The sequence below is a fragment of the Variovorax sp. PBL-E5 genome (assembly GCF_901827185.1).
GTDB lineage: Bacteria > Pseudomonadota > Gammaproteobacteria > Burkholderiales > Burkholderiaceae_C > Variovorax.
In genome coordinates, this window is the sequence record NZ_LR594671.1 from 1,170,537 (window position 1) to 1,184,751 (window position 14,215).

The following is a 14,215-nucleotide window of genomic DNA, read 5'->3' on the forward strand; positions in this document are numbered from 1 at the left end:
ATCGTTCATGGACAAACTTCTGATTCGCGGCGGGCGCACGCTCCGCGGCGAGGTGCTCATTTCGGGCGCCAAGAACGCCGCGCTGCCCGAACTCTGCGCCGCCCTGCTGACCGACCGGCCCGTCACGCTGCACAACGTGCCGCGGCTGCAGGACGTCGCGACCATGCTCAAGCTGATCCGCAACATGGGTGTGATCGCCGAGCGTGACGACAACGGCACCGTGCGCATCGACGCCGGCCCGCTGCACGCGCCCGAGGCGCCCTACGAGCTCGTGAAGACCATGCGCGCCTCCGTGCTCGCGCTCGGGCCGCTGCTGGCGCGCTTCGGCAAGGCCAAGGTGTCGCTGCCGGGCGGCTGCGCCATCGGCTCGCGGCCGGTCGATCAGCACATCAAGGGCCTGCAGGCGATGGGTGCCGACATCGCGGTCGAGCACGGCTACATGGTGGCGAGCCTCGCCGGCGGCCGCAGGCGCCTGCACGGCGCGCGCATCACGACCGACATGGTGACGGTCACCGGCACCGAGAACTTCCTCATGGCCGCCGCGCTGGCCGAAGGCGAGACCCTGCTCGAGAATGCCGCGCAGGAGCCCGAGATCTCCGACCTGGCCGAGATGCTGATCGCGATGGGCGCGCAGATCGAAGGCCACGGCACCAGCCGCATCCGCATCCAGGGCGTGGACCGTCTGCGCAGCTGCACGCACCAGGTGGTGGCCGACCGCATCGAAGCCGGCACCTTCCTTTGCGCCGTGGCCGCGACGGGCGGCGACGCGATCCTGAAACATGGCCGCGCCGACCACCTCGACGCGGTGATCGAAAAGCTGCGCGAAGCGGGCGTGCGCGTCACCGCGACGGACGGTGGCATCCACGTGCAGAGCGACGGCCGCCTGCGCGCGCAGAGCTTCCGCACCACCGAGTACCCCGGATTTCCGACCGACATGCAGGCGCAGTTCATGGCGCTCAACGTGATCGCCGAGGGCACCTCGACCGTGACCGAGACGATCTTCGAGAACCGCTTCATGCACGTGGACGAGATGCTGCGCCTGGGCGCCCGCATCCAGACCGACGGCAAGGTGGCCGTGATCGAGGGCGTGCCGCAACTCTCGGGCGCAACCGTGATGGCGACCGACCTGCGCGCCTCGGCCAGCCTCGTCATCGCCGGCCTGGTGGCCGAAGGCGAGACGCTGGTGGACCGCATCTACCACCTCGACCGCGGCTACGACCGCATGGAAAGCAAGCTGCGCGGCCTGGGCGCGGACATCGAGCGCGTGGCCGGGCCGGCGGAGTTCCAGCCATGATCACCCTCGCGCTGTCCAAGGGCCGGATCTTCGAGGAGACGATGCCGCTGCTGGCCGCGGCCGGCATCGAGGTCAGCGAGGATCCCGAGAAATCGCGCAAGCTGATCCTCGGCACCACGCGGCCCGACGTGCGCGTGGTGCTGGTGCGCGCCTCGGACGTGCCGACCTACGTGCAGTACGGCGGCGCCGACCTCGGCGTGGCCGGCCTGGACGTGCTGCTCGAACATGGCAACCAGGGCCTCTACCAGCCGCTCGACCTGCGCATCGCCGCCTGCCGCCTCAGCGTGGCGGTGCGTGCCGACTATGACTACGCCTCGGCCGTCCGGCAGGGCTCGCGCCTCAAGGTCGCGACCAAGTACGTCGGTCTGGCGCGCGAGTTCTTTGCCGGCAAGGGCGTGCACGTCGACCTGATCAAGCTCTACGGCAGCATGGAACTCGCGCCGCTGACCGGGCTGGCCGATGCCATCGTCGACCTGGTGTCGACCGGCAACACGCTCAAGGCGAATCACCTGGTCGAGGTCGAGCGCATCATGGACATCAGCGCGCGGCTGGTGGTCAATCAGGCCGCGCTCAAGCTCAAGCAAGCCCCGATCCGCCGCATCATCGACGCATTCGCTTCAGCCGTATGAAAGCCACTCCCGCGCGACTGTCGACCGCTTCGGCCGACTTCGAAACCGAGTTCAAGGCCCGGCTGCACTGGTCCGCCGAAGCGGACGCTGCCATCGAACAGGTGGTGGCGGACATCCTGTCTGACGTCCGGGAGCGCGGCGATGCGGCGGTGCTCGATTACACCCGGCGCTTCGACCGGCTCGACGCCGCCGGCATGGACGCGCTCGAACTGCGCGCCGGCGAACTGCGCGCGGCCTTCGAGGCGTTGCCCACCGTGCAGCGCCAGGCGCTCGAAGCCGCCGCGCAGCGTGTGCGCAGTTACCACGAGGCGCAGAAGAAAGCGAGCGGCGAGAGCTGGAGCTACCGCGATGCCGACGGCACGCTGCTCGGCCAGAAGGTCACGCCGCTCGACCGCGTCGGCATCTACGTGCCGGGCGGCAAGGCGGCTTATCCGTCGAGCGTGCTCATGAACGCGATTCCCGCGCACGTGGCCGGCGTCGGCGAGATCATCATGGTGGTGCCCACGCCCGGCGGGGAGAAGAATCCGCTGGTGCTGGCCGCGGCGCACGTGGCCGGCGTGACGCGCGCCTTCACGATCGGCGGCGCGCAGGCGGTGGCCGCGCTGGCCTACGGCACCGCGACCCTTCCCGCCGTCGACAAGATCACCGGCCCCGGCAATGCCTACGTGGCCGCCGCCAAGCGCCGCGTCTTTGGCACCGTGGGCATCGACATGATCGCCGGCCCGAGCGAGATCCTGGTGCTGGCCGACGGCAGCACGCCGGCCGACTGGGTGGCGATGGACCTCTTCAGCCAGGCCGAGCACGACGAACTCGCGCAGAGCATCCTGCTGTGCCCCGACGCCGGCTATATCGATCGCGTGCAGCAGGCCATCGACCGGCTGCTGCCGTCGATGCCGCGCGCCGGCATCATCGCGGCCTCGCTCAACGGCCGCGGCGCGCTGATCCACACGCGCAGCATGGAAGAGGCCTGCGAGATCAGCAACCGCATCGCGCCGGAGCATCTCGAAGTCAGCAGCCGCGATCCGCATCGATGGGAGCCGCTGCTCAAACATGCCGGCGCGATCTTCCTCGGCGCCTACACCAGCGAGAGCCTGGGCGACTACTGCGCCGGCCCCAACCACGTGCTGCCGACCAGCGGCACGGCGCGCTTCAGCTCGCCGCTGGGCGTCTACGATTTCCAGAAGCGCTCCAGCCTGATCGAAGTGAGCGAAGAGGGCGCCCAGGCGCTGGGGCGCATCGCCGTCACGCTGGCCGAGGGTGAGGGCCTGCAGGCGCATGCCGAGGCGGCGCGCCTGCGCCTGCGTTGAGGGAGCGGACGGCGATGATCTCCTGCGTGAGGATCCCGGCCAGATACTTTCTGCGCTGCCTGGGCATCGTGCTGCTGGCAGGGGCCGCCACGTCCCAGGCGATGACCATCCGCGAGATGCGAACGCTCGAAGCCAAGGAAAAGGACGGCAAGACCTACGCCACCTACTACCTCGTGGGCGTGGTCGAGGGCCTGCGCGAAGCCAGCGACGCCGCGCAGCGCGCCGGCCAGAAGCCGCTGTTCTGCGTCGACGGCCGCCGGCTCGAACCCTCGATGGCGCGCTCCCTCTACCAGACCGAACTGACCCGCAACGCCGACGACTACGAGGCCGACATGCCGGTGCAGCTCGTGGTGTCGGCCGCGCTGCGCAACAGCTATCGTTGCGCCCAATGACCATGACGACTTCCTCCGACACCACCGCCCGCGCCCTCGAGCGCTTCCGCAGCGACGTGAAATCGATGCACGCCTATGCAGTGCAGGACGCGCGCGGCCTGCTCAAGCTCGACGCGATGGAAAACCCCTTCCGCCTGCCGCCCGCCTTGCAGGCGGCGCTGGGCCGGCGGCTCGGCGCGCTGGCGCTGAATCGCTATCCGGGCGAGCGCGGCGCCGACCTTCAGCGTGCGCTGGCCGCGCATGCCGCCATGCCCGAGGGTTTCGCGCTGATGCTCGGCAACGGTTCGGACGAACTGATCTCGCTGCTCGCGCTGGCCTGCGACCTGCCGGGTGCCGCCATCCTCGCGCCCGTGCCCGGCTTCGTGATGTACGCGATGAGCGCGCAGTTGCAGGGCCTGCGCTTCGTCGGCGTGCCGCTGACCGCCGACTTCGAGCTCGACGAGGCCGCCATGCTGGAGGCGATCGCGCGCGAGAAGCCCGCCATCGTCTACCTGGCCTACCCGAACAACCCGACCGCCAACCTGTGGAACGACGCCACGATCGAGAAGATCGTCGAGGCCCAGGGCACGCAGGGCGGACTGGTCGTCGTCGACGAGGCCTACCAGCCCTTCGCCGGCAAGAGCTACATCGACCGCGTCGCGCACCACGGCCACGTGCTGCTGATGCGCACGCTCAGCAAGTTCGGCCTCGCGGGCGTCCGCCTGGGCTACCTGATGGGGCCGGCCGCGCTGGTCGCCGAGGTCGACAAGGTGCGACCGCCCTACAACATCAGCGTGCTCAACTGCGAATGCGCGCTGTTCGCGCTGGAGCACGCCGAGGTGTTCGCCGAGCAGGCGGCGCAGATCCGGGCCGGCCGGGCGCTGATCGCCCGGGCGCTGGACCGCCTGCCGGGCGTGAAGCACTGGCCGAGCGATGCCAACATGGTGCTGATCCGTGTCCCCGATGCCACAAAAACCTTCGAGGGCATGAAGGCGCGTGGGGTGCTGGTCAAGAACGTTTCTAAAATGCATTCCCTGCTCGCGAATTGCCTGCGGCTGACCGTCGGATGCGCCGACGAGAATGCGCAGATGCTCGCAGCGCTCGAAGCATCCCTATGAACACCCCTACGGCACCCGAAGCAGTCGTCGCGACCGGCGCGCGCACGGCCGCCGTCACGCGCAACACCGCCGAGACGAAGATCACCGTCCACGTCGACCTCGACGGCACCGGCCGCTCGAAGCTGTCGACGGGCATCGGCTTCTTCGACCACATGCTCGACCAGATCGCCCGCCACGGCCTGATCGACCTCGACATCGACTGCCAGGGCGACCTGCACATCGACGGCCACCACACGGTGGAAGACGTCGGCATCACGCTGGGCCAGGCGGTCGCGAAGGCCGTCGGCGACAAGAAGGGCATCCGCCGCTACGGCCATGCCTACGTGCCGCTCGACGAGGCGCTGAGCCGTGTCGTGATCGACTTCTCCGGCCGTCCCGGACTGGTGATGGACGTGCCGTTCACCAGCGGCATGATCGGCAGCTTCGACACCCAGCTCACCTACGAATTCTTCCAGGGCTTCGCCAACCACGCCTTCGTCACGCTGCACATCGACAACCTCAAGGGCGTCAATGCGCACCACCAGTGCGAAACCGTGTTCAAGGCCTTCGCGCGCGCCCTGCGTGCCGCGCTCGAACTCGACCCGCGCTCGGCGGGCGTCATTCCTTCGACCAAGGGTTCGCTCTGAGCAAAAGCAACACAGTCGCTGTCGTCGACTACGGGATGGGCAACCTGCGTTCGGTGTCGCAGGCGGTCCGGCACGCGGCCGACCAGGTCGGGGTGGAGGTGTTCGTCACTTCCGATCCGGCGGTGGTGCGGCGCGCCTCGCGCGTCGTGCTGCCGGGCCAGGGCGCGATGCCCGACTGCATGCGCGAGCTGCGCGATTCCGGCCTGCAGGAATCGGTGCTCGAGGCGGCCGCCGGCAAGCCGCTCTTCGGCGTTTGCGTCGGCATGCAGATGCTGCTCACGCACAGCGACGAGGGGCCGACCGATGGCCTCGGCCTGATTCCCGGCGAGGTGCGCAAGTTCGAACTCGCCGGACGCGTGCAGCCCGACGGCAGCCGCTACAAGGTGCCGCAGATGGGCTGGAACCAGGTCCGCCAGGCGCAGCCGCATCCGGTCTGGGCGGGTGTGCCCGACCTGGCGTATTTCTATTTCGTTCACAGCTTCTATGCGAAGCCGGCCGACGCCCGCCACAGTGTGGGCGAAGCCGATTACGGTGCGCCGTTCACAGCCGCGATCGCACGCGATAATATTTTCGCGACCCAGTTCCACCCCGAAAAGAGCGCGGACCATGGGTTGCAGCTTTATCGAAACTTCCTCCACTGGAATCCCTAGACCACCCCTTCGGGTCGCCTTGCCATGCTGTTGATTCCCGCCATCGATCTCAAAGACGGCCACTGCGTTCGCCTGAAACAGGGCGACATGGACCAGTCCACCACCTTCAGCGAAGACCCGGCCGCCATGGCGCGCCGCTGGCTCGAGGCCGGCGCCCGGCGCCTGCATCTGGTCGACTTGAACGGTGCCTTCGCCGGCAAGCCGCAGAACCATGCGGCGATCAAGGCGATCCTGCGCGAAGTCGGCGACGACATCCCGGTGCAACTGGGCGGCGGCATTCGCGACCTGGACACCATCGAGCGCTACATCGACGACGGCCTGCGCTACGTCATCATCGGCACCGCCGCGGTCAAGAATCCCGGCTTCCTGAAGGACGCCTGCAGCGCCTTCGGCGGCCACATCATCGTCGGCCTCGACGCCAAGGACGGCAAGGTCGCCACCGACGGCTGGAGCAAGCTGACCGGGCACGAAGTGGCCGATCTCGGCAAGAAGTTCGAGGACTATGGCGTCGAGTCGATCATCTACACCGACATCGGCCGCGACGGCATGCTCTCGGGCATCAACATCGAGGCCACCGTGCGGCTGGCCCAGGCGCTCACGATTCCGGTGATCGCGTCGGGCGGCCTCTCGAACATGGCCGACATCGACAAGCTCTGCGCGGTCGAGTCGGACGGCATCGAGGGCGTGATCTGCGGGCGTGCGATCTACTCGGGCGATCTCGATTTCGCGGCCGCCCAAGCCCGCGCCGACGAACTCGCCGAACAATAGGCTCGCCCCCAGGCTGCGCGCACTTCGTGTCGCTTCGCCAACCCCCTGTCGGGGGCAACACCGGCGGCCCGGCAAAGGCGGCTCCGCGGTGTTCCTGGCTTGGGCTCCCTGCGCCGCGGCCGTGCTACTCCGCCTTTACGGCCATCGTCTGGATGATGGTTTCTAGCTGCGGGCTCATCGGCAAATCCAGGCTCGTGCCCGAAGGCAGCTTGCGCAGGAACCAGCGCTTGTACTGGCGCTCGATCTCGCCCTGCTCGGCGAGGTCATGGAAGGTGTCGTTCACCACCTTGGCCAGCTGCGGATCGTCCTTGCGGTACATCACGCCATAGGGGTCGTACGAGAGGAAATCTCCGACCACCTGGTAGTCGGAGTTGCCCTGCGCCGCGCTCTTGTCCTGCGCGATGAAGCCGTACAGCAGCACGTCGTCGGTCGCGAAGGCATCGGCCTTGCCGGCCTTCACCAGCGCGAACGAATCGGCATGATCGCGCGACACCACGATGTTCAGGCCCAGCTTGAAGCGCGCCGACAGGTCGCGCATCGTCTTCTCGTTGGTGGTGCCGCTGGTGACGGCCACCGTCTTGCCTGCAAGGTCGGCGTACGAGCGCACCGGCGAGCCCTTGCGCACCAGCAGCTTGGTGCCCGAGACGAACATCGTCGGCGAGAAGCTCACCCGCTTCTGCCGCTCGAGGTTGCTGGTGGTCGAGCCGCACTCCAGATCGACCTGCCCCTTGACGACGGCGTCGATGCGCGACTCGGAGGTCACCGGCACCCACTGGATGGCGAGCGTCCTGTGCACCGCGTCGCCCAGCGCCTCGACCAGCGCCTTGCACAGCTCGATCGAATAGCCGATGGGCTCGTTGCGTGCGGACAGGTAGGAAAAGGGAATCGACGATTCGCGGTAGCCGATGGCGACCGCGCCGGCTTCGCGCACCTTGGCCAGCGTGCCGGTCAGTGCGGCCGGCGCCGCCGGCGTGGCGTCGGTCTGGGCCAGCGCAGACTGCGGCAGGCCGAGCAGCCCCGTCAGCAGCACGGTTGCCATCGACAGCTTGCGGATCAGCCTCATGGTGCACATCTCAAGCATGTACAGGGTGGGCCAGCGTGGCGGAACTTTCGGCGTCCAGCGTGCGCGCGTTCGCATCGGCATCGCTCTCCGACATCAGTTCGCCCTCCCACTTGGCGACCACCGCCGCGGCGATGGAATTGCCCACCGCATTGGTGGCCGAGCGGCCCATGTCGAGAAAGGTGTCGACGCCGAGGATCAGCAACAGACCGGCTTCGGGGATGTTGAACTGGTTCAGCGTCGCGGCGATCACCACCAGCGAGGCGCGCGGCACGCCGGCCATGCCCTTGGAGGTGAGCATCAGGATCAGCAGCATCGTGATCTGGGTGCCGATCGGCAGATGGATGTCGTAGGCCTGGGCAATGAAGAGCACCGCGAAGGTGCAGTACATCATCGAGCCGTCCAGGTTGAAGGAATAGCCCATCGGCATCACGAAGCTGGAGATCTTGCGCTTGACGCCGAAGCGGTCGAGCGCGTCGAGGATCTTGGGATAGGCCGCCTCCGAACTCGCGGTCGCGAAGGACAGCAGGAAAGCCTCCTTGATGAGCACCAGCAGCTTGAGCACGCGCGGGCCGAGGAACACGAAGCCCGCGAAGGTCAGAACGCCCCACAGCAGGAACAGGCCGATGTAGAAATCGCCCATGAAGACCGCGAACTTGAGCAGGATGCCCAGGCCGTTCACGGCCACGGTGGCGGCCATCGCGGCCATCACGGCCAGCGGCGCCAGCTTCATGACGTAGCCGGTGATCTTGAGCATCGCGTGCGAGAGTTCGTCGATCGCGTTGATCAGCGTGCGGGCCTTTTCCCCGAGTGCGGCCAGCGCGACGCCGAAGAACATCGAGAACACGACGATCTGCAGGATCTCGTTGTTGGTCATGGCCTCGGCGAAGGATTTCGGCACCATGTGGGCGACGAAGTCCTTCAGCGTGAACTTCGAGGTCGCGAGGTTGGCGGAAGCGCCGATGTCCGGCAGCGGCAGGCCCAGGTTGTGGCCCGGCTGCAGCAGGTTGGCCATGATCAGGCCCAGGATCAGCGAGATCAGCGAGGCCGTCACGAACCAGCCGAGCGACTTGCCGAACACCCGGCCGACGGAAGCGGCATCGCCCATGTGCGCGATGCCGACCACCAGCGTCGAGAACACCAACGGCCCGATCAGCATCTTGATGAGCCGCAGGAAGACGTCCGACATGATCGAGATGTAGCCCGCGATCTCGGTCGCCGTCTTCTTGTCCGGGAAGTTGAGGAAGACCATGTAGCCGAGCACGATGCCGATCACCATCGCGATCAGGATCCATGCCGCTGGCGGCAGTTTCTTTGTCATGAGAGCCCCTTTGTCGAATGAGTTCTGGAGATGTCGTTCCCTCACCGCCGGCCCGCGCGCGCCGCGGATCCCTGCTGGGGAGTGATTTCATGCCAAATCCGTGCCTGCCGCAATGGCGATCCGGGCTGCGGCCATGCCGTGTCGGCCTGGGGCCATGCGGCTGAAACCTAGAATCGGGTCATGTCCGTCCAAGCCCTTGTCTTTCGTGGCCAGCCTGCGCTGCAAGTCACCCTGCCTGCGGGCGACTGCTGCACGGTGGCCCTGCATGGCGCCCACGTGCTGTCGTGGGTCACGGCCGATGGCGTCGAGCGCATCTACCTGAGCCCCGAAGCGCTGTTCGATGGCCAGAGCGCGATCCGCGGCGGCGTGCCGGTCTGCTGGCCGCAATTCAACCAGCGCGGGCCCCTGCCCAAGCACGGCTTCGCGCGCAATGTCGCGTGGCAGGCCCATACCCCCGAAGGGCCCGAAGGCGAGGGCGGCGATGGCACGCTGGCGCTCTCGCTGCACGACAGCGACGCGACGCGCGCCCTCTGGCCGCATGCCTTCCACCTTCGTCTTTCCGTGACCCTGGCGCCGCGCGCGCTGCGCATCGCGCTGGCTGTCGAGAATCCCGGCCCGCTGCCCTGGTCGTTCGCGGCCGCGCTGCACAGCTACCTGCGCGTGGACGATGCGACGGCCGTGCGGCTCGAAGGTCTGCAGGGCGCCAGGCGCTGGGATTCGGTGCGCGACGTGCGGCAGGTCGAGACGGCACCGGCGCTGCATTTCGGCGCCGAGTTCGACAGCGTCTATGCGGCGCCCGCCGGGCCGCTGCGGCTGGTGCAGGCGTCCGGCACGCTCGCCATCGCGCACAGCGCGAACTGCACCGAAACGGTGGTGTGGAATCCCGGCCCCGAACTCAGCGCCAAGCTCGCCGACATGCCCGACGACGGATGGCGCCACATGCTCTGCGTCGAGGCCGCGCGCATCGACGAACCCGTGCTGCTCGCGCCGGGCGCTGCCTGGCAGGGCTGGCAACAGCTCACCGTGACCTGATTTTTCGGACCGAAGCCATCACATGCTTGCCAAACGCATCATCCCCTGCCTCGACGTCACCGGCGGCCGCGTCGTCAAGGGCGTCAATTTCGTCGAGCTGCGCGACGCCGGCGACCCGGTCGAGATCGCGGCGCGCTACAACGCGCAGGGCGCCGACGAGCTCACCTTCCTCGACATCACCGCGACCAGCGACGGACGCGACCTGATCCTGCCGATCATCGAGGCGGTGGCCTCGCAGGTCTTCATTCCGCTGACCGTCGGCGGCGGCGTGCGCACGGTGGAGGACGTGCGCCGGCTGCTCAATGCCGGCGCCGACAAGACCAGCTTCAACTCGGCCGCCATCGCCAATCCGCAGGTGATCGAGGACGCGTCGCGCAAGTACGGCGCGCAATGCATCGTGGTCGCGATCGATGCGAAGCGGCGTAGCGCCGAAGAGGCCGAGCGCCTGACGCCGGAGGGCGTGCGCGTCGGGCCCGGCTGGGATGTCTACAGCCACGGCGGCCGCAAGAACACCGGCCTCGATGCCGTGCAATGGGCCGTCGAGATGGCACGCCGCGGCGCCGGCGAGATCCTTCTGACCAGCATGGACCGTGACGGCACCAAGAGCGGCTTCGACCTCGCGCTGACGCGCGCGGTGAGCGACGCGGTCGGCGTGCCGGTGATCGCCTCCGGCGGCGTCGGCAACCTCGACCACCTGGCCGACGGCATCCAGACCGGCGGCGCCGATGCGGTGCTGGCGGCGAGCATCTTTCACTACGGCGAGTACACGGTGGGCCAGGCCAAGGCCTGCATGGCCGCCCGCGGCATCCCCGTGCGAACGTGAGCAAGGCCCAGGGTGGGACAATCCGCCGTATGAACTGGTTGGACGAAGTGAAATGGGACGCGAACGGCCTGGTGCCGGTGATCGCGCAGGAGCAGGGAAGCAACGACGTGCTGATGTTCGCCTGGATGAACCGCGAAGCGCTCGCCAAGACCGCGGAGCTCGGCCGCGCCGTGTACTTCAGCCGTTCGCGCGGCAAGCTCTGGTTCAAGGGCGAGGAGTCCGGCCATGTGCAGACGGTGCACGAGATCCGCATGGATTGCGACAACGACGTGGTGCTGCTCAAGGTCACCCAGCTCGGCCACGAGCCCGGCATCGCGTGCCACACCGGCCGCCACAGCTGCTTCTTCAGCAAGTACGAGAACGGCCGATGGACGGCGGTCGAGCCGGTCTTGAAAGATCCCGCATCGATCTATACCTCGTCACCACGATGAAATCCGACGTCCCCCCACGAAACGCCGAGGACGCGCTGGCGCGCCTGGCCGCCGTCATCGAAAGCCGCCTGCCGGCACGCGGCGGCGATCCCGAGAAGAGCTACGTCGCCCGGCTGCTGCACAAGGGGCCTGACGCCTTCCTCAAGAAGATCGGCGAAGAGGCCACGGAAGTGGTGATGGCGGCCAAGGATGCGGACCATGGCGGCGAGCGCGCCAAGATCGTCAACGAGGTGGCCGACCTGTGGTTCCACTGCATGATCGCGCTCGCGCATTACGGCCTCGCGCCGCGCGACGTCGTTGCCGAGCTGGAGCGCCGCGAAGGCACCAGCGGCATCGAGGAAAAGGCCCTGCGCAAGGCGCAGGATCGCGAAGCTTCCAACGACTGAGAGGACGCCATGGCCCAGGACATCGTGACCGTCGAACCCAAGGACTCGCTCAAGACCTGGGGCTGGATCAGCTACGTGATGCATCTGGTGGTGGCGGTGGGCGCCGTGCTGCCGGGCGCGCAGGCCTCGATTGCGCTGCTCTTGATCGCGCTCGTGGTCGATCTGGTCAAGCGCGACGACGCGGCCGGCACCTGGCAGGCCTCGCACTTCAGCTGGCGCATCCGCTCGGTGCTGTGGGCCGGCCTGCTGTACCTGCTGACCTCGTGGCTGTGGCTGCTGCTCTTTGTCCCCGGCTGGATTGCCTGGGCCCTGATTTCCCTCTGGTTCCTCTATCGCATCGTCAAGGGGATGGTGCGCATGAATGCGGGCCGACCCATGGAGTCCTGAATGTCGTCTGACCCGAACTGCGTCTTCTGCAAGATCATCGAAGGCAAGATCCCGTCGCGCAAGGTCTACGAGGACGAAGAACTTTTCGTCTTCCACGACATCGCACCGTGGGCGCCGGTGCATTTCATGATCGTGCCGAAGCGGCACATTCCGTCGATGGCGCAGGTCACGGCCGACGATGCGGGCCTGCTGGGACGGATCATGACGCTGGCGCCCAAGTTGGCCGTCGAGCAGGGTTGCCGCCCGTATCCGGAAGGCGGCTTCCGGATCGTCGTCAACACCGGTGCCGAGGGCGGGCAGGAGGTCCACCATCTCCACGCCCACGTCATGGGCGGGCCAAGGCCCTGGCTCAAGGGGTGATATTCGAGCTTGGTGGTCGCGCTTCGGGCGCCGACTAAAATCGCAGACATTCTTCAGGAGTAATCCATGGGTTCACTTTCCATCTGGCACTGGTTGATCGTGCTGCTCGTCGTCGTGATGATCTTCGGCACCAAGAAGCTGCGCAACATGGGGTCCGATCTCGGCGGCGCCGTCAAGGGCTTCAAGGACGGCATGCGCGAAGGCTCGTCCTCCGACGAACCCGGCGCGCCGCCCGCGCAGGTGACGGCCAACCCGGCCGCCGACAAGTCGACGATCGACGTCGAAGCGCGTCAGAAGTCCTGATCGCCGCACACCCGTGATCGATCTCGGCATCTCGAAACTTGCGCTGATCGGCGCGGTCGCGCTGATCGTCATCGGGCCCGAGAAGCTGCCGCGCGTGGCGCGCACTGTCGGCACGCTGCTCGGCAAGGCGCAGCGCTACGTGAACGACGTGAAGGCCGAGGTCAACCGCTCGATGGACCTCGACGAGCTGCGCAAGATGAAGGACACGGTGCAGGAAGCGGCGCGCGACGTCGAGCACAGCATCCAGTCCGGCGCGAGCGACTTCGAGAAGCAGTTCTCCGAGAGCGGCCAGACCCTGTCGGCCCTGTCCGAGCCGACGCCCTCCTTTCCCGAGTACAAGCACCCCCGCAAGAACTGGCGCCTGAAGCAGGGCGCCACCCCGCAGTGGTACAAGGCGCGCAACGGCGTGCGCACCAAGGCGCTGTCGGGCGCGGCGCGCGTGGCACGCTTTCGCCCTCACAAAATCAACTAGCCGCAACGTCGATCCGGCCGCGCGCAGCGCGCCCCGAGGTCCCGCCCGCAGCGTCCCCCCATGGCCGAATCCACCGACAAGAACAAAGACAAAGAAGACGAGCTGGCCGGCACCGAGCAGCCCTTCGTCCAGCACCTGATGGAGCTGCGCGATCGGCTGATCTACTGCATCTATGGCCTCGTGGTCGCCGGCATCCTGCTTTCGATCTGGCCCGGTCCGAGCGGGCTGATCGACCTGATCGCGATCCCGATCCGCGCCCACATGCCGCACGACGCGAAGCTGATCGCCATCGGCGTGTTCTCGCCCTTCTTCGTCCCGCTCAAGGTGCTGGCCATGACCTCGGTGCTGCTGGCGCTGCCCTGGCTGATGTACCAGTGCTGGGCCTTCGTGGCGCCCGGGCTCTACAGCCATGAAAAGAAGTTCGCGCTGCCGCTGATCTTCTTCGGCAGCTTCCTGGCTTACTGCGGCATCGCCTTCGTGCAGTTCTTCGTGCTGGACAAGATGTTCAGCTTCATCCAGCGCTTCACGCCGCCGTCGGTGGCGGCCACGCCCGACATCTCGTCCTACGTGGAGGCGATCCTGTCGCTCTACATCGCGTTCGGCGTTGCCTTCCAGGTCCCGATCGTGGTCATGCTGGCCGTGCGCTTCGAGCTGGTCACGGTCGAGAAGCTGCGTTCCTTCCGCGGCTATTTCGTCGTCGTCGCCTTCGTCGTGGCGGCGGTGCTGACGCCGCCGGACGTGGTGTCGCAGCTCGCGCTGGCGATCCCGATGTGCCTGCTCTACGAGATCGGCATCATCGGTGCGCGCTACTTCTCGAAGTACACCAAGGCGCCCGAAGAGCGCGCCGATTCGGCGCAGTCCTGACTGAGCCTCTTTC

Annotated in this window: 19 protein-coding genes; 17 read left to right on the forward strand and 2 right to left on the reverse strand. The window is 67.4% G+C overall.

Translation table 11 applies throughout. The features are described from left to right. Nucleotides 1-7 precede the first annotated feature (7 nt). From murA to hisA, 8 genes are read left to right on the forward strand one after another with little or no spacing between them, the layout of a single operon-like run. Nucleotides 8-1,294 (forward strand): UDP-N-acetylglucosamine 1-carboxyvinyltransferase, encoded by a 1,287-nt coding sequence (murA, locus tag WDLP6_RS05625; protein ID WP_162591562.1) that lies wholly within the window; start codon nt 8-10, stop codon nt 1,292-1,294. Beyond that, nucleotides 1,291-1,923 carry an ATP phosphoribosyltransferase gene (gene hisG / locus WDLP6_RS05630; RefSeq protein ID WP_162591563.1) on the forward strand — a complete coding sequence of 211 codons (633 nt, stop codon included), beginning with the start codon at nt 1,291-1,293 and terminating at the stop codon, nt 1,921-1,923. The genes murA and hisG overlap by 4 nt, the downstream gene beginning before the upstream one ends. Continuing rightward, complete coding sequence (gene hisD / locus WDLP6_RS05635) at nt 1,920-3,230, forward strand: histidinol dehydrogenase (protein WP_162591564.1); 1,311 nt, start codon at nt 1,920-1,922, stop codon at nt 3,228-3,230. Before hisG ends, hisD begins: the two co-directional genes overlap by 4 nt. Nucleotides 3,231-3,244: 14 nt before the next feature. After that, nucleotides 3,245-3,622, forward strand: coding sequence for a hypothetical protein (locus WDLP6_RS05640; protein WP_162591565.1), 378 nt, complete (start codon nt 3,245-3,247; stop codon nt 3,620-3,622). A gap of 2 nt (nt 3,623-3,624) precedes the next feature. Beyond that, nucleotides 3,625-4,719, forward strand: coding sequence for a histidinol-phosphate transaminase (gene hisC, locus WDLP6_RS05645; RefSeq protein ID WP_162591566.1), 1,095 nt, complete (start codon nt 3,625-3,627; stop codon nt 4,717-4,719). Further along, nucleotides 4,716-5,345 carry an imidazoleglycerol-phosphate dehydratase HisB gene (gene hisB, locus WDLP6_RS05650; RefSeq protein WP_162566194.1) on the forward strand — a complete coding sequence of 210 codons (630 nt, stop codon included), beginning with the start codon at nt 4,716-4,718 and terminating at the stop codon, nt 5,343-5,345. Before hisC ends, hisB begins: the two co-directional genes overlap by 4 nt. Beyond that, the gene (hisH, locus tag WDLP6_RS05655) at nt 5,342-5,995 is read left to right on the forward strand and encodes an imidazole glycerol phosphate synthase subunit HisH (RefSeq protein WP_162594970.1); all 654 of its coding nucleotides are present in this window, start codon (nt 5,342-5,344) and stop codon (nt 5,993-5,995) included. The genes hisB and hisH overlap by 4 nt, the downstream gene beginning before the upstream one ends. 24 nt (nt 5,996-6,019) lie before the next feature. After that, entirely contained in the window at nt 6,020-6,763 is a 744-nt protein-coding gene (gene hisA, locus WDLP6_RS05660; RefSeq protein ID WP_162566195.1) for a 1-(5-phosphoribosyl)-5-[(5-phosphoribosylamino)methylideneamino]imidazole-4-carboxamide isomerase, read from the forward strand. A 124-nt stretch (nt 6,764-6,887) separates the two neighbouring features. Here hisA and WDLP6_RS05665 read toward each other — a convergent pair whose 3' ends face one another. Next, the gene (locus WDLP6_RS05665) at nt 6,888-7,835 is read right to left on the reverse strand and encodes an amino acid ABC transporter substrate-binding protein (protein ID WP_443083393.1); all 948 of its coding nucleotides are present in this window, start codon (nt 7,833-7,835) and stop codon (nt 6,888-6,890) included. Between the two features lies 1 nt (nt 7,836). Next, nucleotides 7,837-9,144 (reverse strand): dicarboxylate/amino acid:cation symporter, encoded by a 1,308-nt coding sequence (locus WDLP6_RS05670; protein WP_162591567.1) that lies wholly within the window; start codon nt 9,142-9,144, stop codon nt 7,837-7,839. Between the two features lie 180 nt (nt 9,145-9,324). Between WDLP6_RS05670 and WDLP6_RS05675 the strand changes: the two genes are divergently transcribed. The 9 genes from WDLP6_RS05675 (at nt 9,325) to tatC (ending at nt 14,202) form a co-directional block, all read left to right on the forward strand. Beyond that, complete coding sequence (locus tag WDLP6_RS05675) at nt 9,325-10,176, forward strand: D-hexose-6-phosphate mutarotase (RefSeq protein ID WP_162591568.1); 852 nt, start codon at nt 9,325-9,327, stop codon at nt 10,174-10,176. Nucleotides 10,177-10,198: 22 nt separating this feature from the next. Then, nucleotides 10,199-10,999, forward strand: coding sequence for an imidazole glycerol phosphate synthase subunit HisF (gene hisF / locus WDLP6_RS05680; protein WP_162591569.1), 801 nt, complete (start codon nt 10,199-10,201; stop codon nt 10,997-10,999). 20 nt (nt 11,000-11,019) lie between these two features. Then, complete coding sequence (gene hisI / locus WDLP6_RS05685) at nt 11,020-11,430, forward strand: phosphoribosyl-AMP cyclohydrolase (RefSeq protein WP_174259921.1); 411 nt, start codon at nt 11,020-11,022, stop codon at nt 11,428-11,430. Continuing rightward, nucleotides 11,427-11,816: a phosphoribosyl-ATP diphosphatase gene (locus tag WDLP6_RS05690; RefSeq protein ID WP_162591571.1), complete on the forward strand. Its 390-nt coding sequence runs from the start codon at nt 11,427-11,429 to the stop codon at nt 11,814-11,816. The genes hisI and WDLP6_RS05690 overlap by 4 nt, the downstream gene beginning before the upstream one ends. A 9-nt stretch (nt 11,817-11,825) precedes the next feature. Then, a complete protein-coding gene (locus tag WDLP6_RS05695) occupies nt 11,826-12,203 on the forward strand; it encodes a DUF4870 family protein (RefSeq protein WP_162566202.1) in 378 nt (125 codons plus the stop codon). Then, entirely contained in the window at nt 12,204-12,563 is a 360-nt protein-coding gene (locus WDLP6_RS05700; protein ID WP_162591572.1) for a histidine triad nucleotide-binding protein, read from the forward strand. A gap of 66 nt (nt 12,564-12,629) precedes the next feature. Beyond that, complete coding sequence (gene tatA, locus WDLP6_RS05705) at nt 12,630-12,866, forward strand: Sec-independent protein translocase subunit TatA (RefSeq protein ID WP_162566204.1); 237 nt, start codon at nt 12,630-12,632, stop codon at nt 12,864-12,866. Between the two features lie 13 nt (nt 12,867-12,879). Next, nucleotides 12,880-13,338 carry a Sec-independent protein translocase protein TatB gene (gene tatB / locus WDLP6_RS05710; RefSeq protein WP_162566205.1) on the forward strand — a complete coding sequence of 153 codons (459 nt, stop codon included), beginning with the start codon at nt 12,880-12,882 and terminating at the stop codon, nt 13,336-13,338. 60 nt (nt 13,339-13,398) lie between these two features. Then, a complete protein-coding gene (tatC, locus tag WDLP6_RS05715) occupies nt 13,399-14,202 on the forward strand; it encodes a twin-arginine translocase subunit TatC (RefSeq protein WP_162591573.1) in 804 nt (267 codons plus the stop codon). The last annotated feature ends 13 nt before the right edge of the window (nt 14,203-14,215 follow it).